The sequence below is a fragment of the Agrobacterium sp. 22-214-1 genome (assembly GCF_053522465.1).
Genome location: NZ_JBNWCK010000001.1, coordinates 1,269,417 through 1,295,512 on the forward strand (window position 1 = coordinate 1,269,417; position 26,096 = coordinate 1,295,512).

Annotated in this window: 22 protein-coding genes; 7 read left to right on the forward strand and 15 right to left on the reverse strand. The window is 61.3% G+C overall.

Going from position 1 to position 26,096, the window contains the following annotated elements:
• Positions 1 to 75 precede the first annotated feature (75 nt).
• The 6 genes from ACQZ5G_RS06470 to ACQZ5G_RS06495 all read right to left on the reverse strand — a co-directional run bounded on the left by ACQZ5G_RS06470 (position 76) and on the right by ACQZ5G_RS06495 (position 7,702).
• On the reverse strand, positions 76 to 1,995 hold the full coding sequence (locus tag ACQZ5G_RS06470; protein WP_020809266.1) for a potassium transporter Kup: 1,920 nt from the start codon (positions 1,993 to 1,995) through the stop codon (positions 76 to 78).
• A 15-nt stretch (positions 1,996 to 2,010) separates the two neighbouring features.
• Positions 2,011 to 2,988, reverse strand: a complete 978-nt coding sequence (locus ACQZ5G_RS06475; RefSeq protein WP_448737379.1) for a magnesium transporter CorA family protein — start codon at positions 2,986 to 2,988, stop codon at positions 2,011 to 2,013.
• Positions 2,989 to 3,328: 340 nt separating this feature from the next.
• Positions 3,329 to 4,459 carry an Mrp/NBP35 family ATP-binding protein gene (locus ACQZ5G_RS06480; protein ID WP_448737378.1) on the reverse strand — a complete coding sequence of 377 codons (1,131 nt, stop codon included), beginning with the start codon at positions 4,457 to 4,459 and terminating at the stop codon, positions 3,329 to 3,331.
• 119 nt (positions 4,460 to 4,578) lie between these two features.
• Entirely contained in the window at positions 4,579 to 5,802 is a 1,224-nt protein-coding gene (locus ACQZ5G_RS06485) for a CmpA/NrtA family ABC transporter substrate-binding protein (RefSeq protein WP_448737377.1), read from the reverse strand.
• Positions 5,803 to 5,880: 78 nt separating this feature from the next.
• Positions 5,881 to 6,621, reverse strand: a complete 741-nt coding sequence (locus ACQZ5G_RS06490) for a helix-turn-helix transcriptional regulator (protein ID WP_078051191.1) — start codon at positions 6,619 to 6,621, stop codon at positions 5,881 to 5,883.
• A 211-nt stretch (positions 6,622 to 6,832) separates the two neighbouring features.
• Complete coding sequence (locus ACQZ5G_RS06495) at positions 6,833 to 7,702, reverse strand: IclR family transcriptional regulator (RefSeq protein ID WP_448737376.1); 870 nt, start codon at positions 7,700 to 7,702, stop codon at positions 6,833 to 6,835.
• Between the two features lie 71 nt (positions 7,703 to 7,773).
• Here ACQZ5G_RS06495 and ACQZ5G_RS06500 point away from each other — a divergent pair, with 71 nt between their 5' ends.
• From ACQZ5G_RS06500 to ACQZ5G_RS06515, 4 genes are read left to right on the forward strand one after another with little or no spacing between them, the layout of a single operon-like run.
• Positions 7,774 to 8,556, forward strand: a complete 783-nt coding sequence (locus ACQZ5G_RS06500; RefSeq protein ID WP_448737375.1) for an SDR family NAD(P)-dependent oxidoreductase — start codon at positions 7,774 to 7,776, stop codon at positions 8,554 to 8,556.
• Positions 8,556 to 9,470: a 2-dehydro-3-deoxygalactonokinase gene (locus ACQZ5G_RS06505; RefSeq protein WP_174043989.1), complete on the forward strand. Its 915-nt coding sequence runs from the start codon at positions 8,556 to 8,558 to the stop codon at positions 9,468 to 9,470. Before ACQZ5G_RS06500 ends, ACQZ5G_RS06505 begins: the two co-directional genes overlap by 1 nt.
• Before the next feature lie 15 nt (positions 9,471 to 9,485).
• Positions 9,486 to 10,115, forward strand: a complete 630-nt coding sequence (locus ACQZ5G_RS06510; RefSeq protein ID WP_003521032.1) for a 2-dehydro-3-deoxy-6-phosphogalactonate aldolase — start codon at positions 9,486 to 9,488, stop codon at positions 10,113 to 10,115.
• A gap of 4 nt (positions 10,116 to 10,119) precedes the next feature.
• Complete coding sequence (locus tag ACQZ5G_RS06515; protein WP_448737374.1) at positions 10,120 to 11,007, forward strand: SMP-30/gluconolactonase/LRE family protein; 888 nt, start codon at positions 10,120 to 10,122, stop codon at positions 11,005 to 11,007.
• Between the two features lie 94 nt (positions 11,008 to 11,101).
• On the opposite strand, the gene ACQZ5G_RS06520 is transcribed toward ACQZ5G_RS06515, so the two are convergent.
• Both ACQZ5G_RS06520 and ACQZ5G_RS06525 read right to left on the reverse strand, forming a co-directional pair.
• Positions 11,102 to 12,454 carry a putative bifunctional diguanylate cyclase/phosphodiesterase gene (locus ACQZ5G_RS06520; RefSeq protein ID WP_003521030.1) on the reverse strand — a complete coding sequence of 451 codons (1,353 nt, stop codon included), beginning with the start codon at positions 12,452 to 12,454 and terminating at the stop codon, positions 11,102 to 11,104.
• A gap of 86 nt (positions 12,455 to 12,540) precedes the next feature.
• Positions 12,541 to 14,160, reverse strand: a complete 1,620-nt coding sequence (locus ACQZ5G_RS06525) for a response regulator (RefSeq protein ID WP_448737602.1) — start codon at positions 14,158 to 14,160, stop codon at positions 12,541 to 12,543.
• Positions 14,161 to 14,569: 409 nt separating this feature from the next.
• Between ACQZ5G_RS06525 and mutL the strand changes: the two genes are divergently transcribed.
• Positions 14,570 to 16,402 carry a DNA mismatch repair endonuclease MutL gene (mutL, locus tag ACQZ5G_RS06530; RefSeq protein ID WP_448737601.1) on the forward strand — a complete coding sequence of 611 codons (1,833 nt, stop codon included), beginning with the start codon at positions 14,570 to 14,572 and terminating at the stop codon, positions 16,400 to 16,402.
• Positions 16,403 to 16,541: 139 nt separating this feature from the next.
• On the forward strand, positions 16,542 to 16,763 hold the full coding sequence (locus ACQZ5G_RS06535) for a DUF2093 domain-containing protein (RefSeq protein ID WP_448737373.1): 222 nt from the start codon (positions 16,542 to 16,544) through the stop codon (positions 16,761 to 16,763).
• A 193-nt stretch (positions 16,764 to 16,956) separates the two neighbouring features.
• Here ACQZ5G_RS06535 and lpxK read toward each other — a convergent pair whose 3' ends face one another.
• The 6 genes from lpxK to ACQZ5G_RS06565 form a co-directional block, all read right to left on the reverse strand.
• Positions 16,957 to 18,003 (reverse strand): tetraacyldisaccharide 4'-kinase, encoded by a 1,047-nt coding sequence (gene lpxK, locus ACQZ5G_RS06540; RefSeq protein WP_448737372.1) that lies wholly within the window; start codon positions 18,001 to 18,003, stop codon positions 16,957 to 16,959.
• Positions 18,004 to 18,152: 149 nt separating this feature from the next.
• Positions 18,153 to 18,890: an HAD family hydrolase gene (locus tag ACQZ5G_RS06545; protein ID WP_003521025.1), complete on the reverse strand. Its 738-nt coding sequence runs from the start codon at positions 18,888 to 18,890 to the stop codon at positions 18,153 to 18,155.
• Positions 18,884 to 20,206, reverse strand: a complete 1,323-nt coding sequence (waaA, locus tag ACQZ5G_RS06550) for a lipid IV(A) 3-deoxy-D-manno-octulosonic acid transferase (RefSeq protein ID WP_127756293.1) — start codon at positions 20,204 to 20,206, stop codon at positions 18,884 to 18,886. Before waaA ends, ACQZ5G_RS06545 begins: the two co-directional genes overlap by 7 nt.
• Before the next feature lie 216 nt (positions 20,207 to 20,422).
• On the reverse strand, positions 20,423 to 20,662 hold the full coding sequence (locus ACQZ5G_RS06555; RefSeq protein WP_003521023.1) for a DUF4170 domain-containing protein: 240 nt from the start codon (positions 20,660 to 20,662) through the stop codon (positions 20,423 to 20,425).
• Positions 20,663 to 20,723: 61 nt separating this feature from the next.
• Positions 20,724 to 21,530 (reverse strand): 3'(2'),5'-bisphosphate nucleotidase CysQ, encoded by an 807-nt coding sequence (locus tag ACQZ5G_RS06560; protein WP_448737371.1) that lies wholly within the window; start codon positions 21,528 to 21,530, stop codon positions 20,724 to 20,726.
• Between the two features lie 93 nt (positions 21,531 to 21,623).
• Positions 21,624 to 22,970 (reverse strand): TldD/PmbA family protein, encoded by a 1,347-nt coding sequence (locus ACQZ5G_RS06565; RefSeq protein WP_448737370.1) that lies wholly within the window; start codon positions 22,968 to 22,970, stop codon positions 21,624 to 21,626.
• 116 nt (positions 22,971 to 23,086) lie between these two features.
• Here ACQZ5G_RS06565 and ACQZ5G_RS06570 point away from each other — a divergent pair, with 116 nt between their 5' ends.
• Positions 23,087 to 24,916, forward strand: coding sequence for a monovalent cation:proton antiporter-2 (CPA2) family protein (locus ACQZ5G_RS06570; RefSeq protein ID WP_448737369.1), 1,830 nt, complete (start codon positions 23,087 to 23,089; stop codon positions 24,914 to 24,916).
• Between the two features lie 78 nt (positions 24,917 to 24,994).
• On the opposite strand, the gene ACQZ5G_RS06575 is transcribed toward ACQZ5G_RS06570, so the two are convergent.
• On the reverse strand, positions 24,995 to 25,921 hold the full coding sequence (locus ACQZ5G_RS06575; RefSeq protein WP_142778770.1) for a patatin-like phospholipase family protein: 927 nt from the start codon (positions 25,919 to 25,921) through the stop codon (positions 24,995 to 24,997).
• Positions 25,922 to 26,096: the final 175 nt, after the last annotated feature.

Sequence of the window (26,096 nt, forward strand, 5' to 3'; positions counted from 1 at the left end):
CTTATTAACCTTGATGCTTGGTTAACGCCGCGCACGGACGCGGCTTCACGTTAATGTGTAACCATCTTCTAATGCTCAGACCACGACGTGCGAGCCCAGTTCCACCACGCGGTTTGCCGGCAAGCGGAAGTAATCCGAGGGATCAGCGGCGGTTTCGGCCAGCGCGATGAACAGGCGGTTCTGCCAGCCCGGCATGCCCGATTTCGGATCCGGCACCAGCTTGCGGCGGCCGAGATAAAACGAGGTCGACATGATGTCGAACTTGTAGCCGGTGCGCCGGAGATAGCCCAGCGCCTGGGTGACGTTCTGGGTTTCCATGAAGCCGAAATGCAGTTCGACCACGACAAAACGTTCGCTCATCTTCGTCAGCGTATAACGATCTGCAGGATGAACGCGGGGCTGGTCTTCGGTGCGGATCGTCAGGATGACGTTCTTGTCGTGAAGGACGTGGTTATGCTTGAGATTGTGCAGCAGTGCGGCCGGCGCCGCTTCCGGATCGCCGGTGAGGAAGATGGCGGTGCCGGGCACGCGCACCGGCGCATGCGCGCTTTCCTTTTCCACCGAGGCGATGAAAGCCTTCAGCGGCACATCGATGCGGCGGGTCTTGGCGAAGAGGATTCTCGAACCGCGCTGCCAGGTGGTCATGATGACGGTGAAGGCGATTGCCAGCAGCACCGGCACATAACCGCCATCGTGAATCTTCAGGAGGTTCGCACCGAGGAAGATCAGCTCCAGCGCCAGAAGCGGGGCCAGCACGGCAATGGCCAGCCAGACCGACCATTGCCAGCGCTTGCGCACGAATTCGAAGAACATCAGGCTGGTAACGACCATCGCGCCGGTGACGGAAATGCCGTAGGCGGTGGCCAGCGCATCCGAACTCTTGAAGGTGAGTACCAGCGCCACGACGCCGAACAGCAGGATGGTGTTGACGGCCGGCAGGTAGATCTGCCCCGTATTGGTTTCCGAGGTGAAGAGGATTTCCATGCGCGGCAGGTAGCCGAGATGAATCGCCTGACGCACGAGCGAAAACGCGCCTGTTATGACCGCCTGGCTGGCGATGATGGTGGCGGCGGTCGCCAGAATGACGGCCGGCAGGATCGCCCATTGCGGGAACATCAGGTAGAAGGGATTGGACATCGCCGCCGGGTCTTTCAGCACCAGCGCGCCCTGCCCGAGATAATTTAGCGTCAATGCCGGGAAAACCAGACAGAACCACGCCCACTGGATGGGACGGCGGCCGAAATGGCCGAGATCGGCGTAAAGCGCTTCCGCCCCGGTGATCGTCAGGAAAACCGCGCCAAGCACAACGATGCCGTAGAAGCCTTCACTGGCCAGAAACTCCACCGCGTGCCACGGGTTGAAGGCGAAGAGGATGCTGAAATCATCGGCGATATGGAGGAGACCGGCCAGGCCCATGACGATGAACCAGACGGCGGTGATCGGCCCGAAGAATTTCGCCACCGTGCCCGTGCCGTGGGACTGGATGGCGAAAAGGCCGATGAGAATGCCGACGGAGATCGGGATGATGAAGGCGTCCATTTCCGGCGTGACGAGCTTCAGACCCTCCACCGCCGAAAGCACCGAAAGCGCCGGGGTGATCATGGCATCGCCCAGAAACAGCGCCGCGCCGATGAGGCCTAGCACGATGAGAACGCCGCGATGGGTGCCTGCCGTTTTCATCAGCAGCGCCAGCAGCGACAGCGTGCCGCCCTCGCCGTCATTGTCGGCGCGCAGCAGCAGCGTGATGTATTTGAACGTCACGATGATGGTCAAAGACCAGATCATCAGCGATGTGAGGCCGATAACTTCTTCCTGCGTCACGCCGTCATAGGCGATGGGCCGCAGGGCCTCGCGGAAGGCGTAGAGCGGGCTGGTGCCGATATCGCCATAGACGACGCCGATGGAACCAAGGATCGCGGCGTAAAGCCCCTTGTTCTTGTGCTCGTCATCCGCATCCGGTTTCTCGGCAACATCCTTGTCAGCGATCTGGGACATGATGATCCTGGCTCCTCAGAGCCAGCCCTTCCAACGAAAAAAGAGAAACGGGATGATGGCGGACATCAGCATGACGATGAGCGCGAGTGGGTAACCGAATGTCCAGTTCAACTCCGGCATGAGCTGAAAGTTCATTCCATAGACAGAGGCCACCAGCGTCGGCGGCAGGAACACCACCGAAGCGATGGAAAAAATCTTGATGATGCTGTTCTGCTCGATGTTGATGATACCAAGCGAGGCGTCCAGCAGGAAGGTAAGATTGCCGGAAACGAAGGAGGCATGTTCGTTCAGCGACTGAATATCGCGGCCGATCGACTTGCCCTGCTCCCGCGCGCCCTTGTCTTCGCGCACCTGATCGCTGGTGGACAGAAAGGTCTGCAGGCGCGCCAGAGATGCAAGGCTCACGCGGACCTTCGATATCAGCCGATGATAGGCGGCGATGTTGCCGAGGCGGTCTTCGAGATAGCGAGGCGCCTTGCGTTTGGAACGAGCCTGGCTGCCGAGAATGTCGGCGGCGAGATTGTCGATCCCCGTAACCGAGTTTTCGAGAATTTCCGCCGTGCGGTCGACGATTGTTTCGAGCAGCTTCAAAAGCAGCGCCGTGCCGCTGCGCATTTCGTGCGGCGCGCGGGTAATGGCTGCAATGAAAAGGTGGAACGATTTCGGCTCGGCATAACGGATTGTCACCAGACGCTTGCCAACCAGAACGAAGGCGACATCGGTGAGGCGCGGATCATCCGAATCCGCCTTCCACACCAGAGACGCGGTCATGAAGACATTGGCGTCTTCCATATAGAGACGACTGGAAGGCTCGATATCCTTCAGGTCTTCGCGCGTCGGCAGTTCCACGCCCAGCAGCTTTTCCACATGCTGCTCTTCCGCCCTGTCCGGATTGACGAGATCGATCCAGACGGTGTCGTCGGGAATCTGTCCGGAGCCGTCGTCTGACGACAGGCTGATCGCCTCGCAATTGGCGCGATAGGCTTTTATCAATCCGTTTCTCCGCTCCACATTGCAGGCTTCAGCCGCAATGCTGCTTAACATATCCTGTTTGCGCTCGGCAAACCCTTGGACGACACTTCAGGGAACGCCGGAACGAGCGGGATTTTCACAATCTCGCCAGCCCGATGGACCAAGAGCCAAACGGCGCAGGCGTATGCGCCCAAAGCGAGATGCAATCAAGCAATATTTTTTCTCGACAGCATTGCAGGCGAAGCATTTCTGCAGTTCAAATCCGGAAAGCCTGCCAGATACTGGCGATTAATCTTCTGTTTTCAAAGGATTTTTCAAAGCGGGCAGACACCTGCCCGATTTTGCGTCCGCGAATGCCGCGCTATTCGAAAACGATCTTCGGCGCCGCTTTTCTCTCGCCTGCACCGATGCGCGCCCAGACTTTTCCGGCAATATCGCGATAGATCGCGGCCTGCGGGCCATCGGGCTCGGCGGCGACGACCGGCGTTCCGGCGTCCGACATTTCGCGGATTGAGATGGTGAGCGGCACTTCGCCGAGGAAGGGCACGCCTATCCTTTCAGCCTCCGCCTTCGCGCCGCCATGGCCGAAAATATCGTAGCGCGCGCCGGTATCGGGCGCGATGAAATAGCTCATATTCTCGATGACGCCGAGGAGCGGAACCTCCACCTTGCGGAACATGGTGATGCCCTTGCGTGCGTCGATCAGCGCCAGATCCTGCGGCGTGGAAACGATGACGGCGCCGGCGAGCGGCACCTGCTGGGCGATGGTCAGCTGCGCATCGCCAGTGCCGGGCGGCATGTCCAGCACCAGCACATCCAGTTCGCCCCAGGCCACTTCGCGCAGCATCTGCATGAGGGCGGACTGCACCATCGGCCCGCGCCAGATCATCGCGGCTTCCTCATCCACCAGAAAGCCCATGGACATGACCTTCAGCCCGTAATTTTCCATGGGAAGGATGATGCGGTCTTCCTGCTGTTGCGGGCGGCCGGAAATTTTCAGCAGTCGCGGCAGCGAAGGGCCGTAGATATCGGCATCGAGCATGCCGACCTTGAGGCCGAGCGACTGGAGGCCGAGCGCCAGATTGACCGCGGTGGTCGACTTGCCCACTCCGCCCTTGCCCGAGGCGACGGCGATGATGGCCCGCACACCCGGAACGCCCACCTTCGAGGAGCCGGGCTGTTGGGCCGGCCGGCCGGTTGCGGCGGCGGGGCGTGCGGGTGCGGGTTGCTGCTGGCCGGGCTTGCGGTCGGCCGTCAGCGCCACGACCGCGCCGACGATGCCCTCAACGCCCTTGGCCGCCTGTTCGGCGACAAGCCGCAACGGCTCCATCTCCGCAGCCTTGTCGGCCGGGACAGTGATCGAGAAATAGGCCTTCGCATCGGCGATGAAGATTTCCGAGACCATGCCGAGTGCGACGATGCTCTTGCCGCTGCCGGGATAAATTACCGCTTCCAGCGCCTTTTCCACCTGGCTCTTGCTGACCTCTGCCATATTCCTGCTCCGCTTCATCATCCGACCGGGTATTGCGTGCCATCCATAGACAAGCCGGAGCGCTTCGCCAATGCCAAAGCGCGACAGTCCGGCATTCGCGACGATTTAACGCTGCGGTTTCAGATTTCGTCGTCCATCTCGAGCGTTTCCGGATCGAAAACATGGCCGTCGAAAAAACAGTCGGGGCCGAGCACCAGACCCGTGCGGGATGCGCCGACATGAACAGGCTCGCGCAGCGTGCCCTCGAGTTTCAGATTAGCACCCGGCACCGGTACGAAAAGCGGCTTCATCGCCTTGCGGAAAATATCCGGCCGGTAGGCGTTGCGGGCCGCCTCCACCATGGCGGTATCGAACCGGTAATCGGCGGAAACCTCGCCCCAGCGCAACATCTGGCTGAAGAACCACAGGGCCTGGCTCTGCCATGGAAAATTGGCGGCCTTCGCGCTCGTCACGAAAAACTCCTGAAAACGCTGCATGTCCCTCTGCGAGGTGGAAATATAGCCCGTCAGCGCCGGCAGCAGGAATTCGCCGTTCTCATCCATATATTGAGGGGCGGCGAGGATGCCGGCCAGTTCCTCGATATTGGCGGCATTGGCGCACCATTCGCCGGCACGGTAAAGGGCGCGCAACAGCCCTTCCAGAAGGGCGGGATTGTCCTCCGCCCAGCGCTTCTTCGTAGCCAGTATCTTTTCCGGCGCATTGTGCCAGATCAACGCCCCGGTGGTGACGATCCGGCCGGCGCCGCCGAGCACCACGGCGCTGCCCGCCGGTTCGGCGGTACAGAGCGCATCGACCTTGCCGCTTTCCAGGAGCGCCGGCATCGCCTTCGGCAGGGCCTCGACGATTTCCATATCCCGGCCGAGCAGCACGCCGCAGCTTCCGAGCAGGTAACGCAGGGCATAAAAGGGCGTGGAGACGATATCCTCGACCGCAAAGACCGGCGGATTTCCGCCCGCCGCCCGGCGCGCGGCGCAGACACGGGCCATGGCGCGTCCAAAAGCCGCCGGGTCCGGCAGCTTCAGCCCTTCGCGGTAGAGCTCCTCATAAAATCCGTGGGAAACGGTCGTCGCCGATCCACCGAGGGAAAGCGTGAAAACGCCGACAATATCGGCCGGCAGATCGTCGAGGCCGACAGCGGAGCCGACGGGAACCGGGGCGGGCAGATGCGCGACGTGAACGCCATCCTCGCCAAGCGCCGCAAGCACGGCGCGGGCGGACTGTTTTCGGAAAAGTTCGAGTTCTATGCCTTCATCGGCAGCAAAGCCTTTTTCGGCAGCGGCTATCAGCACGGCGCAATCGATAGTCGGAGAAAATCCTGCTTTTACCTTATGCCGTTCCGGCAAACGATTTCTCCTTTCCGGTGATTCGAAAAGAGGATCGCCCAGGAAGCGGTTTATCACAATGATAAAATTAAGATTTCGCTATTTTATCAGGCCGACCCGCAGCGCTTTTGCGACGGCCTGGGTGCGGTTGACCGTGTCGAGTTTTTTCGTCGCACGGTTCAGGTAATGATTGATGGTATGTTCCGACAGCATCATGATTTCAGCGATTTCGGCGCTGGTCTTGCCGGCGGCGGTCCAGTTCAGGCAGTCGATCTCCCGCTCGCTCAAGGTTTCGGGAACCCTGAGATCGAGGCGACGGATTTCAGACAGCCGGGCAAAGACATGGCTGGAAATGTAAAAAAGCTCCGCAAGCCGGCTGGCGGGCACAGCCGTCTTGTTGCCGGAAAAGGATACCGCGCCGCGCCGCATGGTGATGTCGTGAACGGGGAACCAGACCGAATTGATCATCTCGAACCGTTCGAAAAGGTTGATCACGGTTTTCCTGGCGATTTCTCCGTCGCCTCTGACCAGAAAATCCATGGAGACGGAAAAGGGGACGGTCGATTTTTTCAACTGCGCCATCACCCGGCTGGTCTGCAGCATGCCCTCTTCATCGTAACGCTGCAGAAGCTCGGCCGGCCAGCTGGTGATGATCGTATATTGCGACAGTTCGCTCGCCACTTCCGAAGACAGGTCGAGCACCATGAAAGCCTTGAATTCCCAGGCCTCCGTCAGCCGTTTCAGAAACCGGAATATATCGAATTGCGTGTTGAGATCGGCGATCTCGCGAACGCAATCAACACCAATCGACTGAACGGCGGCCGTCTCTGTTTTCTGCATCAAAGCTGTTCTTCGAGAATGAGAAAATGCCGCCGCAAAGGCCCGCCCTTGCCCGGAAATTGTTGCGGATGTTACTCACCAAAACGATTCATGCAAACAAAAGTTGAAAACTTAATTCAGAATAGTCGAAAATAATATCGAACGCATAAGAATGGGTGCATGGCCAGCGGTTCCGCACGGGAAAATCCAGGGACTGCGCACCCTATTTTCTTCAACCATCCGCAACCGGGGATAATCTGCAGGCAAGATCGTCGGAAATCCTGTCGGCGGTCTCGCGCACCAGAGGGGCCCATTTACGAAGCTGCTCCACATCCACGCGATAGGCCGGACCGGTGACGGAAATCGCCGCGCGAAAATTGCGGCCGGGCGCCCGGACCGGCGCGGCGACGCAGTGAATTCCGATCTCGTGCTCCTGAAGGTCGAACCCGTAGCCATTGTCGCGAATGGTCGCCACCTCCGCCATCAGCGCTTCCGGCGTCGTGACCGTGCTTTCCGTGAAGCGATGAAAATCCAGCTCCGCCGCCAGCTGCGCCAGTTCTTCGGCTGACAGCAGCGACAGCGCCGCCTTGCCCACGCCGGTGCAATAGGCTGGCGAGGTTTTGCCGACCTGCGAATGCATGCGCAATGTATGCTGCCCCTCCATCTTGTCGAGATAGGTGACCTGTCTGCCGTTCAGCACGGCGAGATGCACGGACTCCTGTGTTAATTCCTGCAAGGCCGCCAGATGGGGGGCTGCGACGCTGCGCAGGTCGTTGCCGCTCCATGCTTTCGCGGCCAGTTGCAGTAACCTCAGCCCCACGGCATAGGTTTGATCGGCAGCGTGATCGACAAGGCCTTCGGCAACGAGATGGGCGAGCTGGCGGTGAACCGTGCCGCGCGGCTGGCCGCAGGCTTCGACCACATCGGTAAAGCGCATCGGTTTTTCAGCAAAGGCGATCAGCTCCAGCAGCGAGACGGCCTTGCCGAGCGTGCCCGTCTCAACTCCGGCTTTCCATTGCGTCACCGGAACCGCATCAGGCTTCTGCCCATTGGGCTTTTTATTATCGGGCATGGCAACATCCACCATCATCTGCCTTGACATAAGCGTGACGCCAAGAGAATAATTCCATTTAGTAAAATCTAGTTCCAAATAATGGAACAATCAAGCCTTTCATGGACGAGATGACGCCGATGACGCAAGCCCAATTTCCGGACCTCAAGGATGCGGGCGTGCTCGTCACCGGCGGCGGTTCCGGCATCGGGGCATCGCTGGTGGAAGCCTTTGCGATGCAGGGCGCGAAGGTTTCGTTCATCGATATCGCCGAAGAGCCGAGCCTGGCGCTCGTCAAGCGGCTTGCAACGACGGCGCCGCATCCGGTCCACTTCTTCAAGACCGACCTTCGCGATATTGCGGCGATCGGAAATACGGTGGAGGCGGCGGCTTCCGCCACCGGCGGCATCAAGGTGCTGGTCAACAACGCCGCCTGGGACGACCGCCACGACATAGACACGGTGACGGAAGCCTATTGGGACGCCAATCAGGCGGTCAATCTCAAGCAGATGTTCTTCACGGTTCAGGCAGCCCTGCCCTATCTGCGGCAGGCGAAGGACGCCTCCATCGTCAATTTCTCGTCCATCTCGTTTCTGCTCAACATGGGCGAGCTGCCCTCCTATGCGGCGGCCAAGGCCGGCATCATCGGGCTGACGAAAAGCCTCGCCGGCCGGCTGGGGCCGGAAAATATCCGCGTCAACACGCTGCTGCCCGGCATGATCGTGACGGAGCGGCAGAAGGAGCTATGGCTGACGGATGAGGGCATTACCGCCACCACCGCGCGGCAATGTCTGAAACGCACGCTCGTCGCCGCCGATCTGGCGGGCCCGTGCCTGTTTCTCGCATCATCGGCATCGGGCGCCATCACGGCGCAATCCATAATCGTAGACGGAGGCCTCCTATAATGTCCGAACCCGCTTTCATCGCCGTCGACTGGGGTACGACCAGTTTCCGGCTCTGGCTCATGAGCCGATCGGGCGCGGTGCTGGCGGAGCGCAGAAGCACGGAAGGCATGACCACGGCCATGCGGACCGGTTTTGCCGATGTGCTGCAATCGCACCTCGACGCCATCGGCGCGCCGGAAGGTTTGCCGGTTCTCGTCTGCGGCATGGCAGGCGCGCGGCAGGGCTGGGTCGAAGCGGGTTACATCGACGTGCCGGCATCGCTTTCGGCGGTTCTCGATGGGGCGGTTCGCGTGCCGGGCCAGGCGCGGGACGTGCGGATTCTGCCGGGGCTGGCGCAACGGGACAAAAACGCGCCCGATGTCATGCGCGGCGAGGAAACGCAGTTGCTCGGCGCTCTCGCTTCCTCGGACGCCGGTGAAAAGCTCGTCTGCATGCCCGGCACCCATTCCAAATGGGTAACCGTGAAGGATGGCGGCGTGACGGGTTTCGCCACGTTCATGACCGGCGAACTCTTCGAAGTCGTCTCGAAACAGACGATCCTTTCCCATGCGGTGGCCGAGGCGGAAGCCTTTACCGGCGAGCATGCGGCTTTCACGGCCGCGGTGCGCGACATCTACGCCAATCCGCAGCTTGCGACCAATCGCTTCTTCACCCTTCGTTCCGGCCAGTTGCTGCATGGCCTCACCGCCACCGACGCCAAGGCCAAGCTCTCCGGCATCATGATCGGGCTGGAAATCGCCGGCGCACATTCCACCGCCCGGCGCGAGACGCCGGTGGTGCTGATCGGTTCCGGTGCGCTCGGCGCGCTTTACGAAGGCGCCTTCACCGCCCTTGATATCCACTATACGGTCATCGATGCAGACGAGGCCGTGCGGCGCGGATTGCTGGCCGCTGCAAATGCCATCTGGCCATAAGAAGAAAGATCGACCATGCGTATTCCCTTCCCTTCCATCAAATATCCGCTGATCGCCATCCTGCGCGGTCTGAAACCCGAGGAAACCGAAGGCGTCGTCGGCGCGCTGATCGAAACCGGCTTCCGCGCCATTGAAATTCCGCTCAACTCGCCCGATCCGTTCCGCTCCATCGAGATCGCCGCGAAGATGGCGCCCGCCGATTGCCTGATCGGCGCGGGCACCGTGCTCAGCGTGGAAGACGTGGCCTCGCTGGATGCGGCCGGCGGCAAGCTGATGGTGAGCCCCAATGCCGACGCCGATGTGATCGTTGCCGCGCGCGTCAAGGGCATGGTGACGATGCCGGGTGTTCTCACCCCCACCGAGGCGCTGGTGGCCGCAAAGGCCGGCGCGACGGGGCTGAAATTCTTCCCCGCCAGCATCATCGGCCCCGCCGGCATCAATGCGATCCGGACGATCCTGCCGAAGGATCTGGTCATTGCCGCCGTCGGCGGCGTCTCGGACAAGAATTTCGCTGAATATACCTCGGCCGGTATCGTGGCTTTCGGGCTTGGCACCAGCCTTTACAAGCCGGGCATGACGGCAGCGGAGGTGCGCGAACGCGCCACTGTCACACTTTCAGCCTATGATGCAGCCATCGGAGGATAAGAGCTTGGCGACTGTTTTTCCCTTTGCCGGACGTGTTCTGGACGAGACGCCGATGCTGCTCGGCGAAGGCCCGACCTTCGACCCCGCGACCGGCACCGCCTGGTGGTTCAATATTCTCGAGCGGGAACTGCATGAGCTGCATCTCGCCTCCGGCCGCAAGACCGTGCACGCTTTGCCCTTCATGGGCAGTGCGCTCGCCAAGGTCAGCGACAGCAAGCAGCTGATCGCCTCCGATGACGGGCTTTTCCTGCGCGACACGGCAACCGGCGTGCTGACGCTGCATGCGGAGCTGGAAAAGGATTTACCCGGCAACCGCTCCAATGACGGGCGTATGCACCCCTCCGGCGCGCTGTGGATCGGCACCATGGGCCGCAAGGCGGAGACCGGTGCGGGCAGCATCTATCATGTCGCGAAGGGCACCGTGATAAAGCTGTTTGCCGAGATCAGCATTCCGAATTCGATCTGCTTCTCGCCCGATGGCGCGACGGGATATTACGTCGATACCAAGGTGAACAAGCTGATGCGGGTGCCGCTCGATGCCGAGACCGGCCTTCCCGCAGGCAAGGCTGAAGTCTTCATCGATTCCACCGGTATCAAAGGCGGCATCGACGGGTCGGTCTGCGATGCCGAAGGGCATATCTGGAACGCCCGCTGGGGCGTGGGTGCCGTGGATCGTTACGATACGGACGGCAATCACATCGCCCGATATGAGGTGCCCGGCGGACAGACGACCTGCCCGGCCTTCATCGGACCCGACGCATCGCGCCTTCTCGTCACCTCGGCGCGCGAACATCTCGACGACGACGCCATTGCCGCCAATCCGCAGCATGGGTTGACGTTCGAGCTGGGGGTTGAGGTGAAGGGCCGGTTCGAGCCGCTTTATAGCTTGTGAAGCGAGGCATCCGCCGACCTCTCCTCATTCCTGTGCTTGTCACAGGAATGAGGGTTGGGGGCTGCCTCGCCCCACATTCATGGTCACCCGGTTTTCAGGAAATATCCGACAATATCTCGCGGTAATTCTCGTGCAGATACCGCTGGGTCGCGGCGGCATCGGCGGGGCGGCCGTAGAAATAGCCCTGCCCCATGGCGCAGCCGAGTGCGCGCAGCTTTTCCTCTTCCGCCCGTTCTTCGATCCCTTCGGCCACGACTTCGAGATCGAGCCCTTCGCACATGGCGACGATGGCCTTGATGATATGTTCGGAAGGGCGGTCGCTGCTGATGCGCGAGACGAAGGCGCGGTCGATCTTCACCTTGTCGAAGGTGAAATCGCGCAGGCGGCCGAGGCTCGACTGGCCGGTGCCGAAATCGTCAAGAGAAATGCGAACGCCGGCGCTCTGCAACTCGCTGATGATGCGCTGAGCGGTATCGGCGGAAGTCATCACAGCCGTTTCGGTGATTTCAAGCTCCAGCCGATGAGGATCGAGACCAACACGCGAGAGGATGGAGAGAATATTGTCCGCCGTGCTGGGATCCATCAATTGCGCGGAAGAGAGGTTGAAGGACAGGAAAAGCTCACGCGGCCAGAACAGGGCTGCCTCCGCCGCCTTTCGGAGCAAAGCTTCCGACAGCGCATCGATAAAACCGCGCTCTTCGGCAAGCGGCACGAAAACGGCCGGCGATACGAAACCGAGATCGGGATCGTTCCAGCGGGCGAGCGCCTCGAAACCGATGACCTTCGCCTCTTCCAGCCGGACGATGGGCTGGAAATGCACATCGATGGCATCGGTGATGATGGCGTTTCTGAGCGCCTGTTCCAGTTGCGTCGCCCGCTTCATTTCCTGCGCGATTTCGCGCGAATAAACCGTGATCTGGCCGCGGCCACGTCTCTTGGAGCGATAGAGCGCCGTCTCGGCGCTTTTCAGTAAATCCTCGAATTCATCGCCGGCGAAGGGATAGATGGCGAAACCGAAGGAAGAGGACAGGCGAACGTTACGGTCGCCGAGATCGTAAGGGGCCGAAAGCACGTCCTTGATCATGTTGCCGATGCGCTCCGCGCCCGTGCGCTCGAACACCAGCGGCAGCACGAAGGCGAATTCGTCACCGTCATGGCGCGTCACGACCGCGCCATCGGGAATGCAGGCCTTCAGCCGGTGCGCGACCTGACACAGGATTTCATCGCCCGCCTGCACGCCGAACAGATCGTTGATGGGTTTGAAGCCGTCTATATTGGCGATGCCGACCGTGAAGGGCGCCGGATCGCTGGAGCGCTCGCTGGCAAGCATGCGAATCTTGTCCCGCAGACGGTAGCGGTTGCCGAGCCCCGTCAGCGGGTCGCTGTAGGCCATCGCCTGCAGCTCGTTCTGGCTGACCTGCAACGTTTGCGGCTCTGCCCGTTTCATTCCTGCATCTCGTGAATCCTGTGTCGACCGCGCTCACAATGCAGGGCAAGTATTAAAAAAGCCATAGCCTCCCGACAAAGGCAATGTCAGGCCTGCAGCCGCAGGACATCCTTGCCGAAAAGCCTCAGGAAAACCGCCTCGACCATATCCGGGCTGACGGGTTTCAGCAGCATGTCGTCCATGCCCGACGCCCGGCATTTGTCGAGATCGCCCTCGAAAGCGTGGGTGATGACGCCGACGATGGGAATGTGCTTTTCGCCGCAAAGACCGCGCATGCGGCGCGCGACTTCGAAGCCGTCGATATCGCCCAGCGTCGTGTCGAGCAGGACGGCGGAAGGCGGCTGTTCGGCAAAGAGACGCAGGGCTTCCTCGCCCGAGGTGGCAAGCCGCCAGGAAAGCCCGAGGCCCTCGAGTATCTGCGAAAAGACGATCTGGTTGACCCTGTTATCCTCGACAAGAAGTATATCGCAGACGCCGCCGGTCTTGAGGATTTCAGGCAGATCCTCCGTCATGATCTCCCAGTCCTCGTCGGCGGCCTTCTCCTTCGGGGACGATTGCAGCCCGGCCGCAAGATAATGCAGCAGCGAAGCGTCAATCTCCTCTTCCTCGATGGTGACGACGGGCAGATCATGCGCGGCGGCAATATCGAGGCAGGCGACGCTCATCTGGGCGTCGACAACGACCACATCGATGCTCACCCCGGCGGAGGTCGCGACGTCGATGAAGGCGCGCTGCTCGTCCTCGCTCGTCACCGCCGCATGGTCCATGCCGCCCGCGGTCAGAAGACGACCGGCGGCTTGCGCAAAGCGTCCGTTATCAGAGACGATCAGCACCGCCTTGCTCTTTAAAACCCCGCCGCGCTTGTCCGTTTCCTCATCCCTGCCGTAAGTGGAGGCGACGAAAGGGACATGTTCGAGCGAGGGGATGACGGGCATGCCGTTGGCATCGATGGTGGCGAGAGCTGTCACGTCCTCCATCGTCGTCACCAGGAAATATCGGCCGGGCCTGCCCACACGTTGCTTGCGGGTGATGGTCAGCACCTCTTCGCCGTTCAGCCGCCGCACCCTTTCGGGGATGACGCTCGGCGTGCCGCTATCCAGCACCATACGATCGGCAATATCGATCCGTCCGGCGACCTTGCGCGAGTGGAGATCAAAAACGGTGCGGCCGAGAATGCTCTCGGGGCTGGTTTCGACCAGGGCGCAGGCGGATTTGTTGACGGCGGCATAAGCCATGTTCCGGTCCTTGACGAAGACGGGAAACGGCAGATTGTCGAGAATATCCTCGATGAGCTGCACGCGCTCGAGGTCGATGCGCCATTGCTCTTCGCGTTTCTTCTGTTCGGAAATATCGGCAACCACGCTGATGCCGAGGCCCGACGGCAGGCGGTTCATGACGAAGCGCAGGAAGCGTTCTCCCTTCAGCCGCTCGGTTTTTTCCGATCTCTCCTTCCAGTGCAGCGCCAGCCGCTCGCCGATCCATTCCTCCCGGCCGAGCGGGCGGGCATTGGCGGAGAGGCTTTCCGCCTCGAGCAGATAACAATCGTAAAGCGCGCTCAGATAGTCGCGCAGCCGCGCGCCCGGGCCGATGACGGCCTCCTCCAGCGGAAAAAAGCTCAAGAGTTTCCGGCTTGCGAAAATAATGTGATCGTTCCGGTCGTAAACGACGATCGCCGCGCCAAGCGCGTCGCAAAGGGCATCAAGCATCACCGTATGAACGCCCGCGCCAGAGGACGCCAAATCACTCAACTGCAAACTCCCGCCTGTTTTTCAGGGGTCAGGCTTATGTTTCTAGTGGAATCGTCCAGGGCAGATGCCGGGATGAAACGAAAAATTCCGAAAAAGAGACATCAGGGTTTGCAACTTGAAGCAGTCTTGAGGGGAAGATGACGCTCACCCATAGTCGACGTCACACACCGCCCGGCGAAGGCGGCCCCGTTCCTGCGGTCATTTCAAGCCGCCTCACCATAATCAAGGCCGATTAAAGGCGGATTAACGCTTAACGCCATGTTGACGGAAATGATCGAATGCCGGACAGGCCGCAAAACATGTGCAAATTTCCGCAGTTCGAGTTTTTTGCTTTCGAAGCCACGGCGAATCCGCGAAAATGACGATCATGGCCATCAAGCAGCTTTCAGAAACCCTCATCAACCAGATCGCCGCCGGCGAGGTCATCGAAAGACCCTCCAGCGCCACGAAGGAACTGGTGGAAAACGCCATCGACGCGGGCGCGACCCGTATCGAGATCGCCACGGCGGGCGGCGGCAAGGGGCTGGTGCGGATTACCGACAACGGCTCCGGCATGTCGCCGGCCGATCTGGAGCTGGCGGTCCGGCGTCACTGCACCTCGAAAATTTCCGATACGCTGGACGATATCCGCACGCTCGGGTTTCGCGGCGAGGCGCTGCCCTCCATCGGCTCGGTCGCCAAGCTGACAATCACCAGCCGACAACAGGGCGCGGAACAGGGTTCGGTGATTTCCGTTACCGGCGGCAAGGTGTCCTATGTGCGGCCCGCCGCCTCGAACGCCGGCACCATCGTCGAGGTGCGCGACCTGTTCTTCGCCACGCCGGCGCGGTTGAAGTTCCTGAAAACGGAACGCGCCGAGGCGGCCGCCATCACCGAAGTCGTCAAACGGATGGCAATCGCCTTTCCGCATATCCGCTTCGTGCTCTCCGGCACCGACCGCTCTACGCTCGAGATCCCTTCGACCGGTGACGACCATCTTGCCCGCATGGCGCAAATCCTCGGTGCCGAGTTCAAGGACAACGCCATCGAAATTGATGCAGGGCGCGAGGATGTGACGCTCTCCGGTTTTGCCGGCGTGCCGACCTTCAATCGCGGTAACTCGGCGCATCAATATGTCTTCGTCAATGGCCGCCCGGTGCAGGACAAGCTGCTTTTATCCGCCATTCGCGGCGCCTATGCCGAAACCGTGCCGCATGGGCGATATCCGGTCGCGGTGCTGTCCATCACACTCGATCCTGCCTTTGTGGACGTGAACGTGCACCCGGCGAAATCCGATGTGCGTTTTCGCGATCCCGGCCTCATTCGCGGGCTGATCGTCGGCGCGATCCGGCAGGCGCTGACGCGCGACGGCGACAGGGCCGCAACGACGGGCGCGAGCCAGATGATGAACGCCTTCCGCCCCGGCTACAGCCCGTCCGGCCTCCGGCCCTCGCCTTCCATGGCAGCCCCCGCGAAATGGTCCGCCGCCACCTCGCCCTCCCGCCCGCTTGCGGTTTCAGGGGACATGCAATTTGCGGAGGCCGTGCAGTCACGCTTTTCCGACATCACCATGCCGACGGCGCGGGCCGAGCCTCGGGACACTTACGAGACCATGGCAAGCCCCTCGCCGGAACCTGTGCTTTATCCTCTCGGAGCCGCGCGGGCGCAGCTCCACGAAAACTACATCATCGCGCAGACGGAAAACGGCCTCGTCATCGTCGACCAGCATGCCGCGCATGAGCGGCTGGTGTTCGAACAGATGCGTAATGCGCTGCATTCCAGGCGGCCGCCTTCGCAGGTGCTGCTCATCCCCGAGATCATCGATCTGCCCGAGGAAGATTGCGACCGGCTGATGGATCATGCCGCCGGTTTCGATGCGCTGGGGCTCGTCATCGAGCGTTTCGGGCCGGGCGCCGTCGCCGTCCGCGAAACGCCCGCCATGCTGGGCGAAGTCAATGTGCAGGGGCTGGTGCGCCAGCTTGCCGACGAGATCGCCGAATGGGACGCTGCCTCCACGCTTGCCAACAAGCTGGAATATGTCGCAGCCACCATGGCCTGCCATGGCTCGGTGCGGTCCGGCCGGCGCATGCGGCCGGAGGAGATGAACGCGCTTCTGCGGCAGATGGAAAACACGCCGGGTTCCGGCCAGTGCAATCACGGCCGTCCGACCTATATCGAACTGAAACTTTCCGATATAGAACGGCTCTTCGGCCGTAGCTGACGCCGCAAGCAGGCGGGGCTGGCCTTGCGCCGCGCCGGGCTATATAAATTTGAGATACTGGAGCACCCAATTGTTCAGGAAAACGCTGCGCCGTTTCGGACTGGGTGCCCTGACGGGACAGAGCAGGAGACGAAAACGGATGAACAGATTTGAAGGAGGCGGCAACCGCCTCGCCATCATCGAATATCTCGACGGTGACTTCCGCATCGTCCAGACCGGCTCGCACGTCATCTGCGCCATCACCGGCAAAAGCATCCCGCTCGATGAGCTGCGCTACTGGAGCGTGGCGCGGCAGGAGGCCTATGTGGATGCGGCGGCTTCGCTGGAAGCCGAAAAGAAGGCTGGAAATTTGCCGGCGTGAGTTGGGAAGCGGCGCGTTGCGTATGGCGCGTTTGCCTTCCCTCATCCCTGTGCTTGTCACAGGGATCCAGCCAGCCCAAGTCCTTGGGCTGAGAGGACTCTTCCCGCCGCGCGGACGCGCGCCGACTGGATTCCTGTGACAAGCACAGGAATGAGGAGAAGTGGGTGCACGGCGGTTTGTCTTCTTCGGTGCTCTAAACCGACGTCCGCGCATTGTCCCGCAGCAGGCGCGCACGGCAGTTCCTCACCGCCGTATCGATGATCGTCGCGGCCGCGTTGGGGTCGTCGAACACCATGTCGATTTCGATCACCAGGCTGTTCCACAGCAATTCTTCCGCCCGACCGTGGTGCCCGTTAAGCCGCACCGCGTCCTTGGCCGTCGTCACCAGTTGCAGGTTCTCTTTACCGGCGTCCTGTAGAAGATCGGCGATCTCGTCGTCGCTGAAATGGTGATGATCCGGGAAAGAGCGCTGCAGTACGATGTCGCCGCCGAGCGCCTCGACGGTTCGATAAAACTTGGCCGGGTCGGCGATGCCCGCATAGGCCAGCACGCGTCTTCCCCTGAAATCCTGCGGCTCCTGCGGCGTGATCGCCGCCACGAAGACGGGTTTGGCGGCCTTTGCCGCCTGCCGGACCAGGGCATCGGCCGCATGGCCATTGCCGACCTTCAGGAGCCCGGTCATGTGCCGCATCTGCTCGGCAAGCGGCGCCCTCACCGGGCCGCCCGGCACGAGATGGCCGTTGCCGATGCCGCGCATCGTATCGATGACGACAAGCGCATAATCCAGCGTCAGGCGCGCGCTCTGGAAACCGTCATCCATGATGATGAGATCGACGCCTTCCTTCACCAGCCGGTGTGCGCCTTCCACCCGCTTGCGGGAGATGACCGTGACCGCCTCTCGCGCCAGGAGCAGCGGCTCATCGCCGACATCGGCCGAGCGGTGCTGTCCAGGATCGACAAGCGTGGTGACGTCGAGCGTGCCGCCGTAACCGCGGCTGAGAAATCCGGGTTTCAGGCCCTTTGCGGCGGCGGCTCTCGCAATTGCCATCGCCGTCGGTGTCTTGCCGGCGCCGCCCACCGTGAAGTTGCCGATGCAGATGACCGGAACGGCAACGCCTGCCCTCTTCGCCGTTCGCATCCGCCGGCCGGCGATCTTGCCGTAAAGAAGCGAGAAAGGAGACAGGAGCCACGCCTGCCAGCCCGCTTTCTGCCACCAGAACGGCGGCGCTTCAGAAACCATCTATTCCCGCTCCCGGCCGCGTCGCCCACGGCATTCCGTTCGCCCGTCACATGTCAGGAGGTTGTTTGCCAGAAAAAACCGTAAATTGCAAAAATGGAATAAACGGGTTTGATGGAGCCGCACCCGGCCCGGCGGAAATTCCACCGGGTTCAGAGAGCCCGTTCCGGCAAAAGCGCTTCAAGCGCCGTGATGTCGTCGAAACAAAAATCGGCATCCGCGCCGAGGCTTTCGCGTGAGCCTGTTCCGGTCAAAACAGCGATACGCAGACCGGCACCGGCATTCTTCGCCATGTGCAGATCGTGATTATTGTCGCCGACCACCGCCACACGCTCCGGCGGGAAGCCTATCGCCTCGCAGAAACCGAGAACCATGCCGGGCTGCGGCTTGGTGCCGTAACCGCTGTCATAACCCGCGACGAAATCGACGTCCTTTTCAAAACCGAAGCGGATGGCCGTCTGGCGGATGGAGTTTTCGTTGTCGCTGGAAGCGATGCCGAGCTTGTAGCCGCGCGCCTTCAGCCTTGCAAAAAAGGCCTTGAGATCGGTCACCGGCACGGATTTATCCGCCGCCTCGGTAAACAACCGGTCGAGGCGCGCCGTCAGTTCCCCGACATCGCAGGGCGAGCCGGCGGCAACCAGACCGGCGGCGATTTCCGCCGTATTGCCGGCGGCCAGAAGGCTGTCCGGCACCACATGACCGGTAACGGGGTCCATGCCGCAAGCGGAAAGAAGCCGGCCGGCAAGAACGGGATCGCCCTTGGCGGCAATCGCCGCAAGCTCGCGGTTCACCGGACCCCAGCTGGCGTCATAGCCGAGAAGCGTGCCGTCCTTGTCGAAAAGGACTGCGGCGATCGATTGCGCCGCGTTGAGTTCGATATCCGCTACCATGAACCGATGGCGCTCCGCGGTTGCAGCTTGGCGGAAACGGTGAGCGGATTGATATAGGGTTCCAGCGCCTTCACGGTGGAGGAAAGCGCGCCGCGCATATCCTGAATGACCCGGTTGCCGGCATCGATCATCTTGTAACGCTCATTATCGTTGACCAGCAGATAATGCACCGCCTTGGCCAGCATCTCCACATCGCGGATGATACGACCGCCGCCAGCGCGGATCAGTTTCTGATAGGCCTCGCGGAAATTCTGCACATGCGCGCCAGACAGGACGGCGCAGCCGAGCATGGCCGGCTCCAGCGGGTTCTGCCCGCCTTCCGCCGTCAGCGAGCGGCCGACGAAGGCAAGCTCGGTCAGGCGCAGGTAAAGCCCCATTTCGCCGATGGAATCGCCGAGGAAAATATCGGTTTCCGGGGTGATCACGTCATTGCGGCTGCGGCGGGCGACCGAAAGATTCATGCCCTTCAGCATTGCCTCGACATCGTCGCCACGCTCGGGATGGCGCGGCACGATGATGGTCAGTTGGCCGTTGCGCGACTTGATCGCCGCATGCACGGTGGCGGCAGCCTTCTCTTCGCCGTCGAAAGTGGAGATGGCGGCCCATGTCTTGCGATTGCCGACCTGCTTGCGATAGCTTTCCAGAAGCGCCTCGTCGCAGGGCGGCGGGTCGGTGTCACCCTTCAGGTTGCCGGAAATCACCACCGGCCAGGAGCCGAGATCGCGGAAACGTTCGGCATCGACATCGGATTGCGCAACCACCAGCGCCAGCTTGGAAAACAGCGATTCAGCAATGTCATGCCGGGCTTTCCAGCGGTCGAAGGAACGGTCGGAGAGGCGCGCATTGACCCGGATCTGGGGAATGTGCCGGCGTTCCAGCTCCATCATCGTCACCGGCCAGATTTCCGATTCAGCGGTGATGGCGGCATCCGGCGCCCAGTAGGTCAGGAAACGGTTGACCGCGATCTTGATATCGAGCGGCACATATTGGTGGATCACATCGTCGCCGAGCCGCGTGCGGGTCAGTTCGGCCGATGTGACGGTGCCGGTGGTCAAAAGCACGAAGATATCGCGCTTGCGGATTTCGCGGATCAGCGGAATAAGCGCCAGCGTTTCGCCCACGCTTGCGGCATGGAACCAGACCAGCGGCCCACGCGGGCGCTCGGCGCTGGCATAACCGAAGCGTTCGAGCCGACGGCGCTTGTCTTCCTTGCCCTTCGCCGCCCGATAGGAAAGATAGGGCTTCGCGAACGGGTAAGCGGCGATACCGGCAATGCGGTAACCGGAAAGAGCGAAACGTGCGATACGGCTGCTCATGACATTCTGCCCTTGATCATTCCGCGCAATGCCCTTCCCCTGTTTTTGGTTGTTATCGCCGCCTACTTCTTCTCAAATTGCGTCATTTTTTGTCATCGGAAACGAAAGCGCGATCACATTTTCTCGCCCCGGTATTCCCGGCCTGCGCCGCTCGCGCAGGAATCACGGGAAAACTCGCTTTCACCCAATAGTATTACAACGCAAGGGCAAAAGGACTCAAATTTTGTCGTCCGGATTGAGAAGACGGTGCATATGCACGATAAAATAACGCATATGGGCGTTATCGACAGTCATCTGCGCCTTGGACTTCCATGCGGTGAGCGCGGAAGCATAGTCCGGATAGATACCGACGATATCGAGCGCCTTCAAATCCCGGAACTGAACATCCTGAAGGTTTTCCAGTTCGCCGCCGAATACGAGGTGCAGCAGCTGTTTCTGTTTGCCAGATTCCGTCATGTCTTTGTCTCTTTCTTAAACTCTGAGAGAGGCATTCATCTGCGGGATTTCCCGGCAAACGTCAACTGTCAGACAGATGTGAAAACGCTTTCAAAAGTGCAGGCAGCGCATAATCTGCTGCGGCGCACAATGCGGGGTGGTTCACCTGCCGGCGATTATACATCAGAGGTTTTCCATCCAGCCCGACCAGCCGGCCGCCGGCCTTCTCCAGAATGAGGTCGGCGGCGGCGAGATCCCACTCGTGCGAGTTGGCCTTGACCAGCGTTCCGTCGATACGGCCATCCGCCACCATGGCCAGCCGGTAGGCGAGCGAGGGCACGTGCGGAATGCGCTTGACGCCACCCCGCACCTCTTCCGGCAGATGCGCGATCACGTCTTCGGGCGCCGCCAGATGGAAGATGCCGGCGTTTTCGCGCGCGGCAAAAACGGGCACCCCGTTTTTCAGCGCTTCGCCGCCTTCAAATGCGGTGAACTCCTCGGCAAGCGCCGGGGCGACAAGGGCCGCGACCACCGGCCGCCCCTCATGCACCACCGCAACGCTGACGCACCAGGTATCCCGGCCGCCGATGAAGGCGCGGGTGCCATCGATGGGGTCGATGACGAAGACGGTGGAACGGGAAAGCCTGTCCGTATCGTCATCCGTCTCCTCGGAAAGCCAGCCATAATCCGGCCGGGCGGAGCGCAGGATGGTTTCGAGAATTTCGTTGGCGGCATAGTCGGCCGCGCTGACCGGCGAAAGCCCGCCATTCTTCCACCAGACCTCGGGATCCTTACGAAAGAAACCGAGGGCCGTCTCGCCCGCCTTGCGGGCGGCTTCGAGGACCAGCCTCAGATCGGAGGCCCAGCGGGCCTCAGCCATATCGTTCATTTTGCCGTCTTTTCCGCGCGCCTCAAACGGCGCGCCCGTTTTTCTTTTCGCACTTGCACACAAAGTACCGGCGAAAACAACCCGCAGGCCGTCTCACTTGCCCGCGATCGTCATGCCTTCAATGGCGAGCGTCGGGGCCGCGACGCCGTATTTGCGGTCGATATCGTTAGCCGGCGTAACCCGCATGAACATGTCCTTCAGGTTCGAGGCGATGGTGACCTCGGAAACCGCGAAGGTCTTTTCGCCGTTCTCGATCCAGAAACCGCTCGCCCCGCAGCTATATTCACCCGTGATCATATTGGCGCCGTGGCCGATCAGCTCGGTGACGTAAAAGCCGGTTCCGACCTGTCGCAGCAGGTCATCCGGCGAGAGATCGCCCGGCTCCAGCGCCAGATTGGTGGAAGCCGGCGAAACCGCCGTGCCACCGCGCACGCCGCGACCGTTGGTTTCAAGGCCGAGTTCCCGCGCCGCCGAGGTGGACAGGAACCAGTGCTTGAGAACACCGTCCTCGATCATCGTCATCTTCTCGCCGCGCACGCCCTCGCCATCGAAGGGACGGGAGGACGGGCCGCGCACGATCTGCGGATCGTCGGTGAGATAAAGGCCCTTTTTCAGAACCTGCTGGCCCATTTTATCGCGCAGGAAGCTGGTCTTGCGGGCAACCGACGCGCCGTTGATAGCGCCGGCAATCGCACCGACAAAACCGCGGGCGATGCGCGGATCGAAAACCACGGTGATGTTGCTGCCGGTATCGACCTGACGCGGGCCGACACGGCGCACGACTTTTTCACCGGCGCGGCGGCCGATTTCTTCGGCGGCATCGAGATCGGCATAATAAAGGCGGCTGTCGAAATCGTAGTCGCGCTCCATCTTCGTGCCTTCGCCGGCAATGACGCTGACGGAACGGCTGAAGCGGCTGCCCATATAGCTGCCGGAAAAACCGTGGGATGTGGCAAGGACAAGGCCGCCCATGCCGCTCGATGCGCCGGCGCCGGAGGAATTGCTGACGCCCTTGACGGCCAGCGCTGCCTCTTCCGAAGCAAGGGCCGCCTCACGCAGCTGATCCGCCGACACTTCCGTCGCATCGAAAAGCTGAAGATCGTCATAGGAGGTCGCCAGCCGTTCCTGGTCCGCAAGGCAGGCAAAGGGGTCTTCCGGCGAGACCTTCGCCATGGCCACCGCCCGTTCCGCCAAGGTCTTCAGGTCGAAGCCCGGATTGGCGGAAACGCTCGCCACCCGTCGGCCAACGAAGACGCGCAGGGAAAAATCGTCGCTTTCGGAGGATTCGGTGCTTTCCACCTTGCCGAGCCGTACGCCGACCGATTGCGAGCGGGAGCGGACGACGACGGCATCCGCCTCATCCGCGCCGGCGGCACGGGCAAGATCGACAAGCTGGCTGGCGCGATCGAGAAGTTTGGAAGAATCTATTTCTGAGGACATGAGTTGGCCTTTCATTCCTGTTCCATTTATTGTGCCAAGAACCCCGCATCAAGGGCGAAACGCCGCTTTCTCCATTCGGACGGTATTGTCGCCACCTTATTCGAAAGTCCGCCCGCATGACCGAGCACGACGCTCTCTTTTCCGAACCCCTGCTGCTTCTGGCCGGCGCGGTCATCGCGGCCTCGGTTTTCCGCAAGCTCGGGCTCGGCACCGTGCTCGGTTATCTGGTGGCGGGCATCATCATCGGGCCGTTCCTGCATCTGGTCACGGATGCGAAGGACATCTTCAACGTCTCGGAACTGGGCGTCGTTTTCCTGCTCTTCATCATCGGTCTCGAACTGAAGCCGTCGCGCATCTGGCAGATGCGGCGCGATATTTTAGGGCTGGGGATGGCGCAGGTGCTGGTGACGGGCAGCGTGCTGGCGGCCATTGCCTGGTGGGCAGGGCTGATCGACTGGCGCGGCAGCCTCGTCGCCGGTTTCGGCCTTGCGCTTTCCTCCACCGCCTTTGCGCTGCAAATCCTTGCCGATGACGGCGACATGAATACCCGGCACGGCAATCGCTCCTTCTCGATCCTGCTGTTTCAGGACCTCGCCATCGTGCCGCTTCTTGCCCTCGTCACCATTCTTTCCAACCGGCCGGATGTGCCGACGGATTCCATGGTGTCCGATCTCATCGCCTCGGTCGTTGCCGTGGCCGGCATGGTGCTGGCCGGGCGGTATCTTCTGACGCCGATGTTCCAGATCATCGCCCGCACCGGTGCGAGGGAAGTGATGATCGCCGCCGCCCTCTTCGTCGTCATCGGCGCCGCCGCCATCATGGAGGCGGTGGGCTTGTCGATGGGCATGGGCGCGCTGCTGGCGGGGCTGATGCTGTCGGAATCCTCCTACCGGCACGAGCTGGAAGCCGATATCGAGCCGTTTCGCGGCCTGTTTCTGGCGCTGTTCTTCATGGCGGTCGGCATGTCGCTGCATATCCATATCGTCTATGAGCATATTCTGCTCATCCTGATCGCCGTGCCGGCGATGATGGCGGTGAAGGCGGCGCTGATCTATGGTCTTTGCCGCATCGCCGGCTCGTCGCGTTATGCATCGAGCCGCATCGCTCTGCTTCTGGCGCAGGGCGGCGAATTCGGCTTCGTGCTCTTCACCACGGCTGCCGCCTCCGGGCTGTTTCCGCAGGCGACGGCCTCGATCCTCGTTGCCGTCGTCACGCTTTCCATGGCGCTGACGCCGCTTCTGGCGGTTATTTCACGCCGGCTGACGGCGGAGGATGCGGAAGAGGACAAGCTGGAAGAGGATTTCGACGGGGCGGGTGCGGATGTGCTGATGATCGGTTTTTCCCGCTTCGGCCAGATCGCCTCGCAGATCCTGCTCGCTGGCGGGCGCGACGTGACCGTCATCGACAGCTCGGCCGACCGTGTGCGCCAGGCCGCCCGTTTCGGCTTCCGCATCTTTTTCGGCGATGGCACCCGCAAGGACGTGCTGATCGCCGCCGGCATCGAGCGGGCCGATCTCGTTGCGGTCTGCACCCACAAAAAGGAGGTGACCGACCGTATCATCGACATGATCCAGTCGGAATTTCCGAGCGTGCGCATCTATGCCCGCTCCTATGATCGCGTGCATTCCCTCGACCTCAGGAAAAAGGGCGTGGAATATGAAATCCGCGAGACGCTGGAATCGGGCCTGCTGTTCGGCAGGCGCATTCTGGAGGGGCTGGATATGGACGGTGAAAGGGCGCTGGCGATTGCCGACGATATTCGCGAACGCGACGAGGAGCGGCTTCAGCTACAGGCCGTGGAAGGCCTCGCCGCCGGCCGGCAGATGTTGCACAACAAACCGGTGCGCGAGGTGAAGCCCGAACCGCTGATGAAGCCGAAGACCAAGGCGGAAAAGTGGGAAGAAGAAGAGGATACGGAGGACAGCGAGACGGAAGTTTCGCTATGAATTGAGTTCAACTTAGTGACTGGAAGAGCGCCACTTGTTTCTTCTCCCCGCCGGGGAGAAGAAAACTCGCCTCATTCGTCAAGCCTCCACACCCTGCCCGCGGTGAAACAGTTCCACCTGCATATCGATCTGCCGTTTCAGATCGTCCTTGATGCCGGCCGATGCGTTCAGCACCTCTTCGGACTTCAGGAAATCCAGCACACCGAAACGGTGCACCGGCGGGCGCAGGAAAATATGCGGCGGACGTAACCTCAGTTTCAGGGCAATCGCCGCCTGCATCATCAGCTGGCTGGCGCCGAACAGGCTGTCCAGCCGGTTCGGCATGGTGGTTCCGTCACCTTCCGGGCCACCGACGACATCGACGCCGATGACGATATCGGCGCGGTCCAGCAGATGCTCATAGGGCACCGGATTAAAAATGCCGCCGTCGATCATGATGCGGCCATCGATACGCACCGGCATGAACAACGCGGGAATGGCGGCAGATGCGGCCAGCGCCTGGATGATCTCGCCGCGTTCCACCACCACTTCGGTCTGGGCGTAATAATCCGTGGTTATCACTTTGAGCGGAATGGCAAGCTCGGAAAAATCCTTCGGCAGAGCCTGCGGCATCAAGGCGTGCAGGATGAGTTCGAGGTTGAACTGCCCGAGGCGAAAACCGTCCACCGCATGGCGCATCGATGCCGGGCCGAGGCTCCAGAGCCGGTTGGCGACCGAGCCTTTTCGTCCCATCAGCTCAAGCGTGTATTCACGGATTTCCCGGCCGGTCATGCCGGCCGCCATGCCCGCGCCGATGATGGAGCCGATGGACGAACCGGAAATCGCAACGGGTCGGATGCCGAGTTCGTCCAGCGCCTCGATGACGTTGATGTGGCAGATGCCGCGTGCGCCGCCGCCGCCGAGCGCCAGTCCGAAAGTCGGCTCATGGCCGCCCGCGCCGTCACCTTCGAGAACCTCTTCCCCGGCGCGGACGATCGTTATGCTCTCGTTTACACCCTGCTCCATGCGAATACCCAAATTCTTTCCACGGCAAAGACTCTGCCTATTGCGCAAACAAGACAAGACCGTGGCGTGACGGGAAACGCTGCTGTTAGAGCATTTTCGCTTTTCTTCGAATCGCGAAAACACTCTAACTCTTTGTTCTGTCGCATTTCCGGACGGAAAATCGGGCTCCACTTTT